Here is a 19,445-nt window from a genome sequence, read left to right as displayed (position 1 = left end):
TCAAGTTGGAAGGGGATATGTGTAAATAAGTTAACTGAATTATTGGTGGATATTTTCCATCGGGTCTCAAGGGAGTCACAATGTTCACGGTTTATCATTCTAATCAATTGGATTTACTCAAAGCGCTGACGACGGCACTGATAGAAAGAGAACCGTTGGATAACCCTTTCCAGCAAGAGGTGGTGTTAGTTCAAAGCCCTGGTATGGCGCAGTGGCTACAAATGCAACTGGCACAACAATTTAGCATTGCAGCCAATATTGAGTTTCCTCTGCCAGCAACATTTATTTGGGATATGTTTACCCGTGTTTTGCCCGGAATCCCGAAAGAAAGTGCTTTTAGCAAAGATGCTATGACATGGAAACTGATGTGGCTGCTGCCGGATTTATTGGAGAATCCGGTATTTTCCTCAATGAAACGCTATTTAAGTGACGATGACGACAAACGCAAGATTCACCAACTTGCAGCACGGGTCGCAGACCTTTTTGACCAATATCTGGTCTATCGCCCTGAATGGCTTGATAGCTGGGAGCGTGGGCAACTGATTGACAATCTCGACGAAGCCCAACAATGGCAGGCTTTGTTATGGGTGGAGTTAACGCGCTATACCCGCCAGTTAGAACAACCTGAATGGCACCGTGCCAATCTCTATCAGCGTTTTATCCGCACGTTGCACGAATCAGATGTTTGCCCCGTAGGTTTACCTAAACGGGTGTTTATTTGTGGTATCTCGGCTCTGCCCCCTGTTTATTTGCAGGCGCTACAAGCATTGGGTAAACACATTGATATTCATTTGATGTTTACTAACCCCTGTCGCTATTTCTGGGGCGATATTCAGGATTATGCCTTTCTCGCTAAACTACAAAGCCGTAAACGCCGCCACTATCGTGAATCGATTGAATTAAACCTGTTTAGAAACCCGGAGCAAGCAGAGCAGTTGTTTAATGCTGATGGGGAACAGGATCTGACTAACCCACTACTGGCTTCGTGGGGGCGGTTGGGGCGTGATCATATGTTTTTACTGTCTCAGGTTGATGATATTCAAGAAGTTCATGCTTTTGTCGATATCGAGCCAGATAACCTGTTACAGGGGGTTCAGCATGACATTTTGGAGCTGGAAGACCACGCGGTTATTGGCACCTCGCCGGAAACCTTAGCCCACAGTGGGGGAAAGCGCCTGCTGGCGTTATCCGATCGCTCTCTCAGCCTGCATGTGTGTCACAGCCCTCAGCGGGAAGTCGAGGTGCTACAAGACAGTCTGTTGGGGCTACTGGCGGCAAATCCTGAACTGACTCCACGCGACATCATTGTGATGGTCGCAGATATTGACAGTTATACCCCCTATATTCAGGCCACATTTGGCAATGCAAGCGGTGAGCGCTATCTGCCGTTTACAATTTCTGACCGCAAAGCCAGTCAGGCACATCCTGCTTTGCAGGCATTTATTACCTTGCTTGACTTACCTCAGAGCCGCTTTACCTCTGAGCACGTTCTCGCACTTTTGGAAGTCCCTGCTTTAGCGAATAAATTTGGTATTGCTGAAGATGACCTACGGCGTTTACGGCACTGGGTTGGTGAGTCAGGCATCCGCTGGGGGCTGGATGATGACAATGTACGGGAGTTGTCCCTGCCCGCGACTGGGCAGCATACCTGGCATTTTGGTTTAACCCGTATGCTGCTGGGCTATGCAATGGACAGCACCGCTGGGGATTGGCAAGGCGTGCTGCCTTATGATGAGTCGAGCGGCCTGGCGGCGGAACTGGCCGGGCAATTGGCCGATATGCTGATGCAACTGAGCCAATGGCGGCAGCGGTTAAGCGAACCCCGCGTGCTGAGTGAATGGTTGCCCTTGTGTCGCCAACTATTGGATACCTTTTTTGAACCTGATAATGATACCGAAGCGGTGCTGGTGTTGATTGAACAGCAGTGGCAGAAAGTGATTAGCTACGGTATTGCGGCGCAGTATCCAGACAGGGTGCCGCTAAATTTATTGCGAGATGACTTAGCGGGCCGGTTAGACAATGAGCGTATCAGCCAGCGTTTTCTTGCTGGCCCGATTAACTTCTGTACTTTGATGCCGATGCGTTCGATTCCATTTAAGGTGGTTTGCTTATTGGGCATGAATGACGGTGTATACCCACGCACGTTGCCGCCACTGGGATTTGATCTTATGGCTAAACAGGTACGACGTGGGGATCGTAGTCGCCGTGATGATGACCGTTACCTTTTCTTGGAAGCACTTATTTCGGCGCAGCAGCAGCTCTATATCAGCTACATTGGCCGCTCTATTCAGGACAACAGCAAGCGCTACCCTTCCGTCCTGGTGAGTGAATTAATTGAATACATTTCGCAAAGTTATCGCTTACCGGGGGATGAATGCCTCAGTGCCGATGACAGTGCCGGTCGGGTTATCGAGCATTTGTTATGCTGGCATCCACGTATGCCATTTGCGCCAGAAAATTTCATTAAAAATAGCGAGTTACAAAGTTATGCTGCGGAATGGCTGCCTTCGGCTGAATCCAAAGGGCAGGCGCATCCTGAGTTTAATAAAGTACTCGCCCCTGAGCTTTTGTCTGAAGTTACCCTGGATGAGTTAATCCGTTTTTATCGTCATCCGGTGCGCGCCTTTTTCCAGTTACGGCTGGGGGTAAACTTTGTTATTGAAGAAACCGAGCTGTCCGATGAAGAACCATTCACCTTAGATAACCTTAATCGCTATCAATTCAATACGCAGTTGTTGAATGTTTTGATAGATGAAGGTGATATTAATACGGTATTCACCCGGGCCAGAGCCGCCGGTAGCCTTCCTTATGGATCTTTTGGTGAGCTTTACTGGGAAAGTCAGCAAGAAGAAATGGTGCCATTAGCTGAGCAAATTCGCGCTGAACGTAAAGAAAATCACAGTATTGAGCTAAATATTGAGTTTGGTGCTACCACCCTGACAGGGTGGATGCATCAGATTCAAGAGGATGGCTTAGTGCGTTGGCGTCCTGCGGCCCTGACCGCAGTGGATGGACTGTTATTATGGATTGAGCACTTAGTTTATTGTGCCACGGGGGGCGCGGGAGAAAGTCGCATGTATGGCCGCAAAGGAACCGCATGGCGCTATGATGCTCTTGGTCACGATGATGCTCGCCACTATTTACAGCAACTTATCGCGGGTTATCAACAGGGTATGTGTGAGCCGCTATTACTGTTAAGCAAAAGTGGCTGGGCGTGGTTGAGCCACTGTTTTGATAGCGATTCTGGCCAGATTTTGTGGGATGAAGAAACGCAAACTAAGGCGCGGATGAAGCTGCTACAGGTTTGGCAAGGTGACCAACGTGTTGCGGGAGAGGGGCAAGACCACTATATCCAACGGGTTTTCAGGCTGATGGATAACCAAAATCTCGACATGATTTTACACGAAACGGAACGTTATTTATTACCGATAGCCCGTCATAATAAGGCGTAAAACTGCATGTGTCAGGCCATACAACCGTAAGCGTGTTATACAAGAGAGCATGAGTAAGTGCTTTAGCGGCAATTTTAAGGGGTTAAGGGAGAAACGGAATGCATAAACAGTTGGCGCGCATTATTGGCATATTTTTCTTACTGGGTTTGTTGGCTCCATTGAGTTGGGCGGCGGAACCGGGGTGGCAACCACTGGCAGAAGCCATTCACAAAAGTGAACATGACCTGCGTAAATATCAGGCAATAAAATTGCCTAATGGTATGACGGTGTTATTGGTTTCTGATGCACAAGCGCCTAAGTCTCTGGCGGCATTGGCACTGCCCGTCGGATCACTGGAAGATCCGAATAACCAACTGGGTTTAGCCCATTATCTTGAACACATGGTGCTGATGGGGTCTAAACGTTTCCCGCAACCCGGTAGTTTCTCTGAATTCTTGAAAAAGCACGGCGGTAGCCATAATGCCAGCACCGCTTCTTATCGCACCGCTTATTATCTTGAAATTGAAAATGATGCTTTGGCACCCGCGGTTGAACGCTTGGCCGATGCCATTGCCGAACCCTTGTTAGACCCGATTAATGCTGATCGTGAGCGTAATGCGGTTAATGCTGAATTGACGATGGCCCGTTCCCGTGACGGTATGCGCATGGCACAGGTTAATGCCGAAACGTTAAATCCCGCGCACCCCAGTGCGCGTTTCTCCGGCGGTAATCTGGAGACGCTGAAAGACAAGCCCGATGGCAAATTACATGACGAGTTACTGAGCTTCTACCATCGTTATTACTCGGCCAACCTGATGGTGGGAGTGCTGTATAGCAACCAGTCACTGGAACAGTTAGCGCAATTAGCGGCAGATACTTTTGGCCGAATTCCAAATCGGGATGCCACCGTGCCGCCGATTACCGTGCCAGCAGTGACCCCGGTTCAAACCGGTATCATTATTCACTATGTTCCCGCCCAGCCGCGTAAGCAGTTAAAAATAGATTTTCGCATTGCGAATAACAGCGCAGAATTCCGTAGTAAAACAGATACCTATATTAGCTATCTGATTGGTAACCGTAGCAAAGATACGTTGTCTGATTGGTTACAAAAACAGGGCCTGGCCGATGCTATCAATGCGGGTGCTGACCCGATGGTGGACAGAAATGGAGGGGTATTCTCCATCTCGGTATCACTGACCGATAAAGGATTAGCCAAACGTGACGTTGTCGTCGCTGCCATCTTCGATTACATCAATATGTTGCAGAAAGAGGGAATCAAAAAGAGCTATTTTGATGAAATTGCTCATGTTTTAAATCTTGATTTCCGCTACCCCTCGATTACCCGCGACATGGATTACATTGAGTGGCTGGTGGACATGATGCTGCGAGTGCCTGTTGCACATACACTTGATGCCCCTTATTTGGCTGACCATTATGACCCTAAAGCGATTGCCGCCCGGCTGGCCGAAATGACAGCAGAAAATGCCCGTATCTGGTATGTCAGCCCGGAAGAGCCGCACAATAAAGTCGCCTACTTTGTCGATGCGCCTTATCAGGTGGCTAAAATCAGCCCACAGGAAATAAAAACGTGGCAGCAACTGGGTAAAAACATGGCACTGAGTTTGCCTACACTTAACCCCTATATCCCTGATAATTTCACGTTAATCAAAACAGATAAAAATATTACCCGGCCACAAGATGCCGCCAATCAGCCGGGATTGCGGGTGTTTTATATGCCGAGCCAGTATTTTGCTGACGAACCGAAAGCCGATATCGCGTTAGCTTTCCGCAATCCACACGCGCTGGATAATGCCCGTCATCAGGTGTTGTTTGCTTTGACAGACTATCTGGCCGGCATTTCACTCGACGAACTGAGTTATCAGGCTTCAATTGGCGGTATCAGCTTCTCAACGGCTGCGAATAATGGTTTGTATGTGAGCGCTAATGGTTTCACCCAGCGTATGCCACAGTTGTTGGCCTCATTGGTTGAAGGCTATTCCGGTTTTACACCGACAGAAGATCAATTGGCCCAGGCTAAATCCTGGTATCGGGAGCAACTGGATGTTGCCGAAAAAGGCAAAGCCTATGAATTGGCGATTCAACCCGCGAAAATGTTATCTCGAGTGCCTTATTCGGAGCGTAGCGAACGGCGTAAATTGCTCGACAGTATCAGCGTAAAAGATGTCGTGACTTACCGCGACAGCCTGCTGAAACAATCGGCGGTGGAAGTGTTAGCGGTCGGTAACATGACAGCTCAGCAAGTCACTGAACTCACCGAGGCGCTGAAAAAACAGCTTAGTCTGACCGGTACTACTTGGTGGACAGGCGAAGATGTGGTGGTGGATAAAGCACAGTTAGCCAATATGGAACGCATTGGCAGCAGCTCGGATGCCGCACTGGCGGCTGTTTATGTACCCACCGGCTACAACGAGATCAGTAGCATGGCCCATAGCGCCTTACTTGGGCAAATCATCCAACCGTGGTTCTATGACCAACTGCGCACTGAAGAGCAGCTAGGCTATGCGGTGTTCGCCTTCCCGATGCCGGTTGGGCGGCAGTGGGGGTTAGGTTTCGTGTTGCAAAGCAACAGCAAGCAACCAGCTTACCTTTATCAACGTTATCTCGCTTTCTATCCGCAAGCTGAAAAGCGCCTGCGTGATATGAAACCTGCTGATTTCGAGCAGTATAAACAAGCACTTATCAATCAGTTGATGCAACGGCCACAAACGCTGGATGAAGAGGCCGGGCGTTTTAGTAACGATTTCAATCGTAATAATTTCGCCTTTGATAGCCGCGAGAAAATGATAGCTCAGGTGAAACAGCTTAACAGCACCGCGTTGGCTGATTTCTTCCAGCAAGCTGTCATCAAACCGCAAGGTTTGGCGCTGCTTTCTCAGGTTAAGGGGCTGGGGCAATCTAGCGGCGGGTACGCTGTTGTTGATGGATGGACAACTTATCCCACAACATCAGCCTTGCAAGCGACCTTGCCGCAGAAGGTCTTGGCTCCATGACATCAATCACTCCCCAGCGGCTTGAGCCGCTGACGCTGCCCTTGTACGGCGAGAGGCTGATTGAAGCCTCCGCCGGCACGGGTAAGACTTTTACCATCGGGGTACTTTATCTCCGGTTGTTGCTGGGGTTAGGGGGCAATGCTGCATTTCGTCGCCCTCTGATGGTAGAGGAAATCCTTGTGGTGACCTTTACTGAAGCGGCAACAGAAGAGTTGAGAGGGCGAATTCGCGACAATATTCACGGGTTGCGTATCGCCTGCGTGCGGGGAGTCAGTGTTGACCCAATGCATCAGGCTTTGTTAGCTGAAATTGCCGATCTGAGTGAAGCGGCTGCCCAATTGCTGGCAGCGGAGCGCCAGATGGATGAAGCAGCGATTTACACCATTCATGGCTTTTGTCAGAGAATGTTGGCTAATAATGCTTTTGAGTCTGGCATTTTATTTGAACAAACTCTGGTGCAGGACGAGCTACCGCTACGACGGCAAGCGTGCGCCGATTTCTGGCGGCGTCATTGCTATCCGCTTCCTCTGGCGGTGGCCCGTGCCGTTAGTCAGGAATGGAGTGGGCCAGAGGCATTACTCAAAGACCTTTCCACTTATTTGCAAGGCGAAACGCCAACGTTTCGCCAAGCCCCTGGTGATGATGAAACGATACTGAGCCGGCATCAGCAAATCGTGGTGAAAATTGATGCGGTAAAAACACAGTGGCGTTTGGCCGCTCATGAGCTGGAAGTATTAATTAGTGGTTCGGGTGTTGATAAACGCAGCTATAGCGCCAGATATCTTCCTAACTGGCTGGAAAAAGTGGGTGAATGGGCAAACCAAGAGACGGGTGATTATCAGTTGCCTAAAGAACTGGAAAAATTTCGCCAGTCAGTGTTATTGGAAAAAACTAAAAAAGGTGCCGCCCCGCAACACGCACTGTTCAGTGTTATCGACACGATATATGAGCAACCGCTGACACTTCGGGATCTGATTTTAGCCCGTGCTATCAGTGAAATTCGCACCTCTGTGCAGCAAGAGAAACGTCAGCGGGCACAGTTGGGGTTTGATGACTTGCTCAGTAAACTGGATGCTGCATTACAGCAACAGGGCGGTGAGTTATTGGCCCAATCCATTCGCTCTCGTTATCCGGTTGCGATGATTGATGAGTTTCAGGATACCGACCCGCAACAATACCGTATTTTTCATACGCTCTACGGCGGGCAAGGTGAGTGTGGCTTGTTGTTGATCGGCGACCCTAAACAGGCAATTTATGCTTTCCGTGGTGCTGATATCTTTACCTATATTCGCGCTCGATCCGAAGTAAGCGCCCACTACACATTAGAAACTAACTGGCGTTCCTCTTTCCCGATGGTGCGTTCAGTGAACCGGCTATTCAGTCTGGTGGATAGCCCTTTTCTGTTTGAACAGATTCCTTTTATTAATGTGGCGGCAGCCGGAAAAAATAGCGGCCTGTCTTTTGAAATTAAAGGGAAAAAACAGCCAGCCATGCACTTTTGGCTACAATCGGGCGAAGGTGTTGGGGTTAGTGAGTACCAACAACTAATGGCGCGACAGTGCGCCGCCCAAATTCGTGACTGGCTAACGGCCGGTCAACAGGGGCTGGCGAATTTAGTCACCGCAACTGGCTCAAGGCCAGTTCAGGCATCGGATATCACTATTCTGGTACGCAGCCGGGCAGAGGCGGCCTTGGTGCGCGATGCACTGAGTGCATTAGCCATTCCATCGGTTTATTTATCCAATCGTGACAGTGTATTTGATACGGCGGAAGCCAAAGACCTGCTGTGGTTATTGCAAGCTGTATTGGCACCCGAGCAGGAGCGCGCCTTGCGCAGTGCGATGGCGACCGGGATGTTGGGGTTGGATGCACAAATGCTGGATGCATTGAATCACGATGAGCGCGCCTGGGATGCTCTGGTCGATGAGTTTGACCGATATCGTCAGCATTGGCAGCGCCGTGGTGTGCTGCCTATGTTGCGAGAGATTATTGCGCGCCGTCATGTAGCCGAAAATTTGTTAGCCACTGCGGGAGGAGAGCGCCGGTTGACAGATTTACTGCATCTGGGGGAGTTGTTACAAGAGACTGCGTCACAGCTAGATAGTGAGCACGCACTAATCCGCTGGCTAGCGCAGCAAATCGCGCAACCCAATCATCAGTCAGATAACCAGCAGTTACGGCTGGAAAGTGACCGCCATTTGGTTCGAGTCATCACTATCCACAAATCGAAAGGGCTGGAATATCCGTTAGTCTGGTTGCCTTTTATTGCTAATTTCCGCCAGCAGCAAGACGTGTTGTATCACGATCGCCACAGCTTTGAAGCCTTACTTGACCTAAACGCCGATGTAGAGAGCCAGGCTCTGGCGGAAGAAGAGCGGCTGGCGGAGGACTTACGATTACTCTACGTGGCACTAACGCGTGCGGTCTATCATTGCAGCATTGGTATTGCTCCGCTGATTAAGGGTGGGCGCAAAAAACAGGGCGAAAGTGACATGCACCTCAGCGCATTAGGCTATTTGGTGCAGCGGGGGCAAGCGGGTGATGCCCAATATCTGGCTGAAAAGTTAGCTGAATTGGCCGCGTTACAGGGCGGTGAGATCTCCGTTTCACCCGCAGGGCATTTGGATGATACGCCCTGGCAGCCAGCGCCAGAAACCTTACCGGAACTTGCCGCGCGTCAGTTTACCCGACAGCTACAAGATCATTGGCGAGTGACCAGTTACTCCGGTTTGCAGCAACATGGCTCTACCAAAGGTGGTGTGGTACTGATGTTGAATACTGCACTTCAGGAACTGTTACCACGGCTGGACATCGATGCCGTGGGTGAGCAGGTATTAACGGCTGAGGCACGTCTCACTCCTCATAGTTTCCCGCGTGGGGCTGCACCAGGGACGTTCTTGCACGATTTACTCGAACCACTCGATTTTAGTCAGCCAATTGACGCAGGCTGGCTGGCGGAGCAACTTCAACAACAAGGCTTCGGCGAACAGTGGTCAGTGATGTTATATCAGTGGCTAAACAACATTGTACAAACGCCTCTTAATGAAACCGGTGTGACATTGGCGCAATTGACGCCGCACAGCAAACTGGCGGAATTACAGTTCTATCTGCCCATCGACACGCTGTTATGTGCCAATGAATTAGACGCTTTAATCAAGCACTATGACCCACTGTCTCGCCAATGCCCGGCACTGGATTTTCAGCAAGTCCGAGGGATGCTCAAAGGGTTTATTGACCTGGTTTTCTGCTGGCAGGGCAAGTATTACTTGCTGGATTACAAATCCAACTGGCTGGGTGAAGATAGCAGCGCCTATACCTACGATGCGATGGCTCAGGCGATGGCTGAACATCGCTATGACCTGCAATATCAGCTTTATACGCTGGCATTACACCGCTATTTACGCCATCGTCTGGCTGATTACGATTATGAACGCGACTTCGGAGGCGTGATTTATCTCTTCTTGCGTGGGGTCGAGCCGCAAAATCCAGCTAACGGTATTTTCAGTTGCCGCCCTGAGTGGGAGCTGATTGAAGGAATGGATCGCGTATTTAGCGGTAAGGCCCATCGTCAGGAGGCGGCGTCAATATGATGGCTTTATTGGCTCAGGCGGTTCGTGACCACTTACTACGCCCGTTGGATCTACAGTTTTCGCGCATGATTGCCGGTGATGATGACCCACAACTCCAACTGGCTGCGGCAATACTTAGCGCAGAAGCCGGGGCCGGGCATGTTTGTCTGCCGATAAGTTGCCTGCAACCCGCTCAGTTTTTTGGTGGGCGGCAACCTGATTTATCTCAAGCACTGTGGCAGGCCGCCGGTGCCCCTGATAAGCCGCGCTGGTTACAGGTGTTGCAACGCTCACCGGCCGTCAGTGATGGCTCGCAGCCCACACCATTGGTATTACAAAATGAACGTTTGTATCTGCAACGGATGTGGCAATACGAAGGGGATGTGGTGCGGTTTATCGCCAGCGATAGCCTGATCACGGCTACCAATGAATCCCTACTCATTGATGAGCCGTTACTCAAGGAGACGTTGGACCGCTTATTTGGTGTGGCAACGCGTGAGGTCGACTGGCAAAAAGTCGCCGCCGCCGTTGCAGTTACCCGCCGGATTTCGGTTATATCTGGTGGGCCAGGAACCGGTAAAACCACCACCGTTGCCAGGCTATTGGTTGCACTGATACAACTTAACTCGGCTCAACGGTTACGCATCCAGCTTGCTGCCCCGACAGGGAAAGCCGCCGCGCGTTTGACTGAATCATTGGGTAAAGCCATCCGCCAGCTCGCCCTAAATGATAATGAGCGAAAATTGATTCCAGATCAGGCATCAACTTTGCACCGTCTGTTGGGTGCTCAACCTAATAGCCAGCGGCTGCGCTTCCATCAAGGTAACCCGTTAAGTCTTGATGTGCTGGTGGTGGATGAGGCTTCTATGGTGGATTTGCCGATGATGGCGCGATTAATTGCGGCATTGCCGGCTAAAGCGCGGGTGATTTTCCTTGGCGATCGCGATCAACTGGCATCGGTTGAAGCGGGAGCTGTACTGGGCGATATCTGCCGTTTTGCTGAATTGGGTTATAGCGACTCGCGAGCTGAACAGCTCACACGGCTGACAGGATATGCACTAAGCGGAGAGATTCCGGTTGGACGTAGTGATAAAGATGCGACCAATGTGCGCGATAGCCTGTGCCTGCTGCGTAAAAGCTATCGCTTTGATGAGAAATCGGGGATCGGTCAACTGGCTTTGGCGGTTAACGCCGGTCAGTATCGCGAGGCATTATCCGTCTTAAACGGTACTTATCGCGATGTTGAACGCTTTCCATTAGTTGATACGGATGATTATCAGGTGTTGCTGGAGGCCAGCATGACGGGTTATCAGCATTATCTTCAGTTGGCTGCTGCGGGTATGGATGCATCTGAAGTGCTGGCGGCATTTGGCCGTTACCAACTGCTGTGCGCATTACGCACCGGGCCATTTGGTGTTAGTGGCTTAAATGAGCGAATTGAGCAGTTGTTACATCGCAACAGGTTGATTGATCGTGCGCCGGGGCCATCTGGCCGCTGGTATGTTGGCCGGCCGGTGATGATCGGGCTTAATGACAGTGCGCTTGGCCTGTTCAATGGGGATGTCGGCATCGCCTTGCTAGATTGTGAGGGGGAGCTGCGGGTGCATTTCCAGTTACCCGATGGCACGATAAAATCGGTGCAACCCAGCCGCCTTCCCAGCCATGAAACGGCTTATGCCATGACCGTGCATAAATCGCAAGGTTCGGAGTTTGAGCATACCGCGTTGGTATTACCTGGCACCTTTATGCCAGTATTGACGCGTGAATTGGTCTACACCGCCATAACGCGTGCTCGCGAGCGATTAACCTTATATTGCAACGATACCGTGTTGAGCAGTGCGATTCGGACACCAACACAGCGCCTTAGTGGATTGGTCGATCGTTTGAATGAAATAAGGTGAGTCACGAAGTAAAACCAAGGGGCGGTTAGCCCCTTGAGGTCATCACAGATCAGCCAACAGGATCTTAGAGCGTCGCTGATAGTTATACAATTCCTGCTTTTGAATCGGTAAAACCTCCACTTCTGCCGGCGTGAAGCCTCGCTCCTGAAACCAGTGGATACTGCGGGTGGTCAGGACAAACAGTTTCTTAAGCCCCATTTGGCGAGCCTGATTGGTGACCCGCTGCAACAGCATTTCGCCGCGTGAAGAGCTGCGATAATCCGGATGCACTGCAACGCAGGCCATTTCGCCTATCTGTTCTTCGGGGAACGGGTAGAGCGCGGCACAAGCAATGGTCAGGTTATCCCGTTCAATAATAGTGAATTTATCAATTTCCATTTCCAACTGTTCACGCGAACGGCGCACCAATATCCCTTGCTGTTCTAATGGTCGAATCAATTCCAGTATTCCACCAATGTCATTGATGGTGGCGCGACGCACTTGCTCGGCGCTCTCCATAACAATCTGTGTACCGATACCGTCACGAGAGAATAGCTCTTGTACCAATGCGCCATCTTCCTGATAGCTCAGTAAATGGCTGCGGCGTACACCACTGCGACACGCTTTTACCGCGCCGCGCAGAAAACGGACTGTTCCTGAGTTGTAATCTCCGTCTTGTTCCAGATCTTCAATGCGCTTTTGCGCATCATTTGGGAACAGTTCTGAGATAATATTGCCTTCGCTATCGGTCACCCCTTGGGATGAGCAGAAGCCAATCATTTTTTCCGCTTTTAGTTTAATCGCTAACTGGGTAGCGACTTCTTCTGACGTAAGGTTAAAACTCTCACCGGTGACCGATACGGCAACTGGCCCCAGTAATACGATCGCACCATTATCCAATTGACGATGAATGGCCTCTTCATCAATACGGCGGATGCGGCCACTATGGCAATAATCCACACCATCATCGACACCCAGTGGCTGAGCAATAATAAAGTTACCGCTAACTACATTAATATGCGCACCTTGCAGCGGTGTATTATTCAGGCTCATCGATAATCTGGCCGTAATATCCAACTGTAATAAACCCGCTGCCTGCTTCACCATTTCCAGTGTTCGGGCGTCAGTAACTCGGGTATGTTTATGATAAATAGGCTCGTAATGGTGTTGTGCCAGATTGCTGTCAATCTGTGGACGTGCGCCGTAAACCACGACCAGCCTGATCCCAAGGCTATGTAGCAAGCCGATATCGTTGACGATACTAGAGAAATTCTCATGTTCAATCGCCTCGCCACCCAGCATGACTACAAATGTTTTGCCACGGTGCGCATTGATATAGGGAACTGAATGGCGAAACCCTTGAACCAGTTCGGTACTACGTTCCTTCACGGCAGACCTCTTTGAATTTTTATTCGCTATTTTTGTATTTTTATTCTTTTTTGGTCAGGATGGCAAGCAACAAATTGCTAATGAATGCATATGTATGGCTCACACTCATTAATAAATTGAATAACATAAAAATGTTTTTCTAATGACAGCATGGGATTGATTCGTTAAAGTTTTTACACATAAACTTTTTTGGTCGTTTTTTCTTCATATATTGGTAGTTACTTTGGAGTTACATGGCAGATTCGAATCATAATTCTGGGCGTCGCCGTCTATTGCAAGGTGCCGCGAGCGCCTGGATGCTGAGTGTCAGCCGGGTTGGGTTTGCTGCTTCGTCACATATTATTGCTGTCCGGGTGTGGCCTTCTTCAACCTATACCCGCGTAACGCTGGAATCCAATACCCCGCTGAAATACCGTCAGTTCAACCTGACTAATCCTGATCGCATCGTCGTTGATATCGAGGGGGTACATCTAAACAGTGTGCTGAAAGAGATCAGTAATCAGGTGCAGTCCGGCGATCCTTATCTAAAACAGGCGCGGGTAGGGCAATTTGATAAGAATACTGTCCGCCTGGTATTGGAACTCAAGCAGAGTATCAGCCCACAACTATTTACCCTGAAACCTTTTGCAGAGTTCCGTAACCGTCTGGTGGTCGATTTATACCCGAAAGAGGGCGGAAGCTCAGCAGAAAATGACCCACTGTTGGCATTATTGGAAGATTACAATAAAGGGAACGTTGAGCGGAACCTACCGGCAGAGACACCTAAAGCGGGTAAGGCTGGACGTGATAGACCGATTGTTATCATGCTAGACCCTGGGCATGGCGGGGAAGATCCCGGTGCGATTGGTAAAAATAAAACCCGTGAAAAAGATGTTGTGCTGCAAATTGCTCGCCGGCTACAGGCGCTCATCCAGAAAGAAGCCAATATGCGGGTATTTATGACCCGCAATGAAGATGTGTTTATTCCGCTAAAAGTTCGAGTGGCGAAAGCCCGTAAGTTGCGTGCCGATTTATTTATTTCAATTCATGCCGATGCGTTCACCAATCGCGCGGCCAGAGGCTCGTCGGTATTTGCGTTATCAACCAAAGGGGCAACCAGTACCACGGCACGTTTTCTGGCTCAGACACAGAACGAAGCAGACCAGATTGGTGGGATCAGTAAAAGTGGTGATCGCTATCTGGACCATACCATGATTGATTTGCTACAAACGGCGACGATTAACGATAGCCTGAAGTTCGGCAAAGAAGTGCTGAATCGGATGGGTAAAATCAATAAGCTGCACAAGAATCGTGTTGACCAGGCTGGTTTTGCTGTATTAAAAGCCCCCGATATTCCATCTATTCTGGTTGAGACCGCTTTTATCAGTAATTTGGAAGAAGAGCGAAAATTGCGAACCAGCAGTTTTCAGCAGCAAATTGCTGAATCTATTTTTGCTGGCATCAAAGCTTATTTTGCCAATGGTGGCGCGATGGCACGGTTGTAACTGGGAAGGGCATTGATATATAGCAGGGGCAGGATTGCCCTTGCTTAACCGAATTGTTGTAATTTATTGAATGCCAGAAACAAAAAAACACCCTGAAGGGTGTCTGATGTTGATACGAAAATAATTAAGAATTGGTTGCGGGGGCCGGATTTGAACCGACGACCTTCGGGTTATGAGCCCGACGAGCTACCAGGCTGCTCCACCCCGCGTCCGTCTTAATACTATTTTCTATCTTGCTACTACTTTTCATTACTTAATGGTGTAATTGGTTGCGGGGGCCGGATTTGAACCGACGACCTTCGGGTTATGAGCCCGACGAGCTACCAGGCTGCTCCACCCCGCGTCCGTCATTACACTATTTACTTCGACTGCTATTCTACCTAATTCATCTTAAATTTCAAGACTATCGAACCACATTTGATACTGCTGGTAGCCAGTATCGGTTGGTTGCGGGGGCCGGATTTGAACCGACGACCTTCGGGTTATGAGCCCGACGAGCTACCAGGCTGCTCCACCCCGCGTCCGATTCAGCGCACTATACTCTGGATGAGATCTGTTGCAAGTAGTTTTGCCACTTAATTAGGGTAAATAGGTTTTTTCGATTAATTTATCAACTATCTGTTTCCTTTTTCCCCATAACGGCGTCAGGGGATTTTTTTCCACCTGCTGATTCCTTTCTCTATAGGCGTTTGTTATCGTTCGCCGGTAGATAAAATAAGTAAGAGAAGGCGTGAAATGACGAGTCGTTGGGGTAAATACCTACTGAGTGGAATAATGATTGCTGTTTTGGCAGGTTGCCAGTCGCGGCCAACGGATCGCGGGCAGCAATATAAAGATGGGCGTCTGGAGCATCCACTGGAGTTAGTGAATGAACCACACGCAACAGGTAAGCCAGTCAACGCAAAAGATTTCTCTGATCAGGTGAAAGTGATTAACCAATCCTCACCGGGTCTGTATAACCGCAATAGTAGTACATTCAATGCAGTAGAAAATTGGATGCTGGCGGGGGCTGATCCCAGTAAGTTGAGTTTGTTTGGTCTGAATGCCTATCAGATGGAAGGGGTAGATAACTTTGGTAATGTGCAATTTACCGGTTACTACACACCGGTGCTTCAGGCCCGTTATACACCGCAAGGTGAATTCCGCCATCCACTGTATCGTATGCCCGCGAAAGGGAAACGCCGTTTACCAGATCGCGCTGCGATATATGCAGGCGCATTGGATAACAAAAATTTAGTTATCGCTTACACCAATTCTCTGGTGGATAACTTTATGATGGAAGTGCAGGGCAGCGGGTATGTGGATTACGGCGATGGACGGCCACTGACCTTCTTCGGTTACGCCGGGAAAAATGGCCATGCCTATCGGAGCATCGGCAAGGTGCTGATTGATCGCGGCGAAGTGGCAAAAGCGGATATGTCGATGCAGGCTATCCGTCATTGGGCTGAAACTCACAGTGAATCGGACGTTCGGGAGCTGTTAGAACAGAATCCGTCCTTTGTCTTCTTTAAACCGGAAATGTATGCGCCGGTAAAAGGCGCGAGTGCGGTTCCATTAATTGCCAAAGCCTCTGTAGCCTCTGATCGCTCGCTAATCCCTGCGGGTAGCACGCTATTGGCGGAAGTGCCTTTGCTGGATAATCAGGGTAAATTCACCGGCCAATATCAGATGCGCCTGATGGTGGCATTGGATGTCGGTGGTGCAATTAAAGGCCAACACTTTGATATCTATCAAGGGATTGGCCATGAAGCAGGGCAAGCTGCCGGCTTCTACAACCATTATGGCCGTGTTTGGGTGTTAAAAAATGCGCAAAGCAGCGGGCCGCTGTTTACCGCTTATCAAGGTGGTACTAAAACTACCATCACGGGTAATAGTTCGTTATTAGTGAGCAATCAGAGCCAGTAAACGGGCTATTTTGCCGGATAGACTCTACTCTTTGTCAGGCGGCCAACTGGCCGCTTTTCCATTCATATAATCGATATAATTAAAGCATTTCGACGCAATTAAGGTAATAAATCCATGAACACAACCTTTTCCGATGCTTACCAACAGCGATTTGGCGGCATAGCGCGTCTATATGGTCAGCAAGCACTGGAACTGTTTTCGCAGGCCCATGTCTGCGTCATTGGAATCGGCGGTGTAGGTTCTTGGGCTGCGGAAGCGTTGGCTCGTACCGGTATTGGTGCGATTACTTTGATTGATATGGATGATGTTTGTGTGACCAATACCAATCGTCAGATCCATGCCTTACGCCACCATGTTGGGCAGGCTAAAACGGATGTGATGGCAGAACGTATTCGGGCAATCAATCCTGAATGCCGTGTGACCTGTATTGATGATTTTATTACTGCGGATAATGTCGCACAGCTTTTAAACAATAATTTCAGCTATATCATTGATGCTATTGATAGTGTACGCCCAAAAGCGGCGCTATTATCTTATTGCCGCCGCTACAAAATCCCGGTAGTGACAACGGGAGGCGCTGGTGGGCAGATCGATCCCACCCGAATTGAAGTGGTTGATCTGGCGAAAACTATTCAAGATCCGTTGGCGGCCAAGCTGCGTGAAAGATTGAAAAGTGATTTTAACGTGGTGAAAAATAGTAAAGGCAAGTTGGGGATTGATTGTGTGTTTTCCAGCGAACCACTGGTTTATCCGCAGGCGGATGGTTCGGTGTGTGCATCCCGCAGTACCGCCGAAGGGCCGAAAAAGATGGACTGCACTTCAGGTTTTGGTTCAGCCACGATGGTCACCGCCACCTTTGGTTTTGTCGCGGTATCTCATGCGTTGAAGAAAATGATGGCAAAAGCCGCCCGTCAGGGGAAATAGCCCTACCCTACATACTGAGCTGCGATAGCCTTCACCCCTTGCGCCAACGCCTGTAAACCGCTGGCGCGTGAGCTACTTAGCTGTTGGTGTAATCCTAGTTGTTCAAACAGAACCAAGGGATCTTCTTTCAGTATCTGCTGTGGGGTTTTACCTTCCACCGCGGTGAGAATAACTGCTAGTAACCCACGTACAATCCGGCCTTCACTGTCACCGTAGAAATGTAAACGACCATCCGGTAGGTGCTGATGCCCCAGCCATACTCTATTTTCGCAACCGGTCAGCTCCAGTTCATTGTGCTTTAATGATTCGGGTAACGGTGGGAGCTGTTTGGCCAGTAAAATCAACTGACGGTAGCGATCTTCCCATTGCTTATGGGCGCTGAATGTTTCAAGCAGTGTTGTCGCAGTTAGGCTGTGACCAAAAGGGTGTGGTGCAATTATCATTTTCTTCTCTTATTAGCGGAATTTTAATCTGCTGGCGCTTAATCTTGTAATAACTCCAGAGCGTTAGTGATCGCCTCACATAAGACTTCAACATCGTTAGCGGTATTATAAGGCGCAAAAGAGGCGCGCAGGCTACCGCTGACACCCAATGCTGCCATTAAAGGCTGTGCGCAATGTTGCCCGGCACGCAATGCGATGCCTTGTTCGGCCAGTAAGGTCACTAAATCGCTGTGATGAATGCCGTTGAAAGTAAAGGCTAACACACTGGATTGCTGGCAACGGAAGCTGCGAAAACCGGCCAATTTAGCCAGCTTATCTTCTGCCATTGTAGCCAGGTGTTGGCTATATATTTCTGCTTCCTCCAGATCAATGCGCTCCAGCCAACGAAGCACTGCCGAGAAACCAATGACTCCCGCAATATTTGGCGTTCCCGCCTCAAAGCGATAAGGCACTTCATGGGAAGTAAAGCCGCCAAAGGAGGCATGGGTCAGCATTTTACCGCCGCCTTGCCAGGCTGGCATCTCTTCCAGTAATTCGGTTTTACCGTAAAGCACACCAATTCCGGTTGGGCCATAGAGTTTATGGGCGGAAAAAGCATAAAAATCAATATCAAGCGCTTGAACATCTGCCGGATTATGTACGACACCCTGTGCGCCATCCACGACCACCACACAAGCGTATTGATGGGCGAGTGTAATCGCCTGCACCAGGTCCGGGCTGCCACCGGTCACATTAGACATCTGCCCCAACGCCAATATTCGTGTTTTCTTATTAAGCAATTGGACTAATTGCTGTAAATCGGGTTGATAATCAGGGCCGATAGGCAGTTTTACTACTGTGGCACCGGTTTGTTCTGCCACCATCAACCAGGGGATAAGGTTGGCATGATGCTCTGCTTCGCTGACAATTATTTCATCCCCCGCTTGCAGGCGAGGGCGCGCATAACTTTGTGCTACCAGATTAATCGCTTCGGTCGTTCCTTTGGTCCAAATGATATTTTCTGCTGCGGGCGCATTGATAAAGTCAGCAACCTGTTGGCGGGTTTCTTCAAAACGAACCGTCAATGACCATGCTGACTGATGCTGGCTACGGTGTACCGTTGCCCCATCCTGCTGATAAAACTGTTGTGTTGCTTCAATCATTGCACGCGGCTTCAGAGCCGTTGCTGCACTGTCCAGATAGATTATTTCATCGCTAAGTGCAGGAAATTCCTGACGAAAATTCGTTGGCTCAAAAACCTTCATACTGTTTATTGCATCCTTTGGGTCACTTCGGAACTGTCTCAATTTGATACATTTTGTTCATAAATCACCCGCTTACAGCCCTGAACGCTGGAAATATGTCAGAAGCGGGTTATGCTAAATAGTAATGGACATAACAATTTGTCTGGTAACTAAAATGAGTTTTTT

The 19,445-nt window shown here is 49.4% G+C and carries 10 protein-coding genes and 3 tRNA genes; 7 read left to right on the top strand and 6 right to left on the bottom strand.

Annotation, left to right across the window (positions count from 1 at the left end):
- The first annotated feature begins 80 nt into the window (after positions 1–80).
- The 4 genes from recC to recD all read left to right on the top strand — a co-directional run bounded on the left by recC (position 81) and on the right by recD (position 11,912).
- Positions 81–3,452: an exodeoxyribonuclease V subunit gamma gene (recC, locus tag AT01_RS08010; RefSeq protein ID WP_042546750.1), complete on the top strand. Its 3,372-nt coding sequence runs from the start codon at positions 81–83 to the stop codon at positions 3,450–3,452.
- Between the two features lie 98 nt (positions 3,453–3,550).
- Positions 3,551–6,442 (top strand): pitrilysin, encoded by a 2,892-nt coding sequence (gene ptrA, locus AT01_RS08005; protein ID WP_042546749.1) that lies wholly within the window; start codon positions 3,551–3,553, stop codon positions 6,440–6,442.
- Complete coding sequence (recB, locus tag AT01_RS08000; protein WP_042546748.1) at positions 6,439–10,032, top strand: exodeoxyribonuclease V subunit beta; 3,594 nt, start codon at positions 6,439–6,441, stop codon at positions 10,030–10,032. Before ptrA ends, recB begins: the two co-directional genes overlap by 4 nt.
- Positions 10,029–11,912: an exodeoxyribonuclease V subunit alpha gene (gene recD / locus AT01_RS07995; protein WP_042546747.1), complete on the top strand. Its 1,884-nt coding sequence runs from the start codon at positions 10,029–10,031 to the stop codon at positions 11,910–11,912. Before recB ends, recD begins: the two co-directional genes overlap by 4 nt.
- A 42-nt stretch (positions 11,913–11,954) precedes the next feature.
- On the opposite strand, the gene argA is transcribed toward recD, so the two are convergent.
- Entirely contained in the window at positions 11,955–13,280 is a 1,326-nt protein-coding gene (argA, locus tag AT01_RS07990; protein ID WP_042546746.1) for an amino-acid N-acetyltransferase, read from the bottom strand.
- Between the two features lie 233 nt (positions 13,281–13,513).
- Between argA and amiC the strand changes: the two genes are divergently transcribed.
- Positions 13,514–14,764, top strand: a complete 1,251-nt coding sequence (amiC, locus tag AT01_RS07985) for an N-acetylmuramoyl-L-alanine amidase AmiC (protein ID WP_042546745.1) — start codon at positions 13,514–13,516, stop codon at positions 14,762–14,764.
- Between the two features lie 132 nt (positions 14,765–14,896).
- On the opposite strand, the gene AT01_RS07980 is transcribed toward amiC, so the two are convergent.
- From AT01_RS07980 to AT01_RS07970, 3 genes are all read right to left on the bottom strand, one after another.
- Positions 14,897–14,973: transfer RNA gene (locus tag AT01_RS07980), tRNA-Met, on the bottom strand.
- A 57-nt stretch (positions 14,974–15,030) separates the two neighbouring features.
- Positions 15,031–15,107: transfer RNA gene (locus AT01_RS07975), tRNA-Met, on the bottom strand.
- A 101-nt stretch (positions 15,108–15,208) separates the two neighbouring features.
- Positions 15,209–15,285, bottom strand: a tRNA-Met gene (locus AT01_RS07970).
- A gap of 214 nt (positions 15,286–15,499) precedes the next feature.
- Between AT01_RS07970 and mltA the strand changes: the two genes are divergently transcribed.
- Entirely contained in the window at positions 15,500–16,669 is a 1,170-nt protein-coding gene (mltA, locus tag AT01_RS07965; protein WP_042546744.1) for a murein transglycosylase A, read from the top strand.
- Positions 16,670–16,783: 114 nt separating this feature from the next.
- Positions 16,784–17,593 carry a tRNA cyclic N6-threonylcarbamoyladenosine(37) synthase TcdA gene (tcdA, locus tag AT01_RS07960; RefSeq protein WP_042546743.1) on the top strand — a complete coding sequence of 270 codons (810 nt, stop codon included), beginning with the start codon at positions 16,784–16,786 and terminating at the stop codon, positions 17,591–17,593.
- Between the two features lie 2 nt (positions 17,594–17,595).
- Here the strand turns inward: tcdA and csdE are convergent, their stop codons facing one another.
- Both csdE and csdA read right to left on the bottom strand, forming a co-directional pair.
- Positions 17,596–18,036 (bottom strand): cysteine desulfurase sulfur acceptor subunit CsdE, encoded by a 441-nt coding sequence (csdE, locus tag AT01_RS07955; protein ID WP_042546742.1) that lies wholly within the window; start codon positions 18,034–18,036, stop codon positions 17,596–17,598.
- A 38-nt stretch (positions 18,037–18,074) separates the two neighbouring features.
- Complete coding sequence (csdA, locus tag AT01_RS07950; protein ID WP_042546741.1) at positions 18,075–19,280, bottom strand: cysteine desulfurase CsdA; 1,206 nt, start codon at positions 19,278–19,280, stop codon at positions 18,075–18,077.
- Positions 19,281–19,445: the final 165 nt, after the last annotated feature.

It is taken from the genome of Yersinia aldovae 670-83 (assembly GCF_000834395.1).
In the GTDB taxonomy this organism is placed as follows: Bacteria; Pseudomonadota; Gammaproteobacteria; order Enterobacterales; family Enterobacteriaceae; genus Yersinia; species Yersinia aldovae.
Note: the sequence above shows the minus strand (reverse complement) of the source record. Positions and strands in the feature narration are given on the sequence as shown.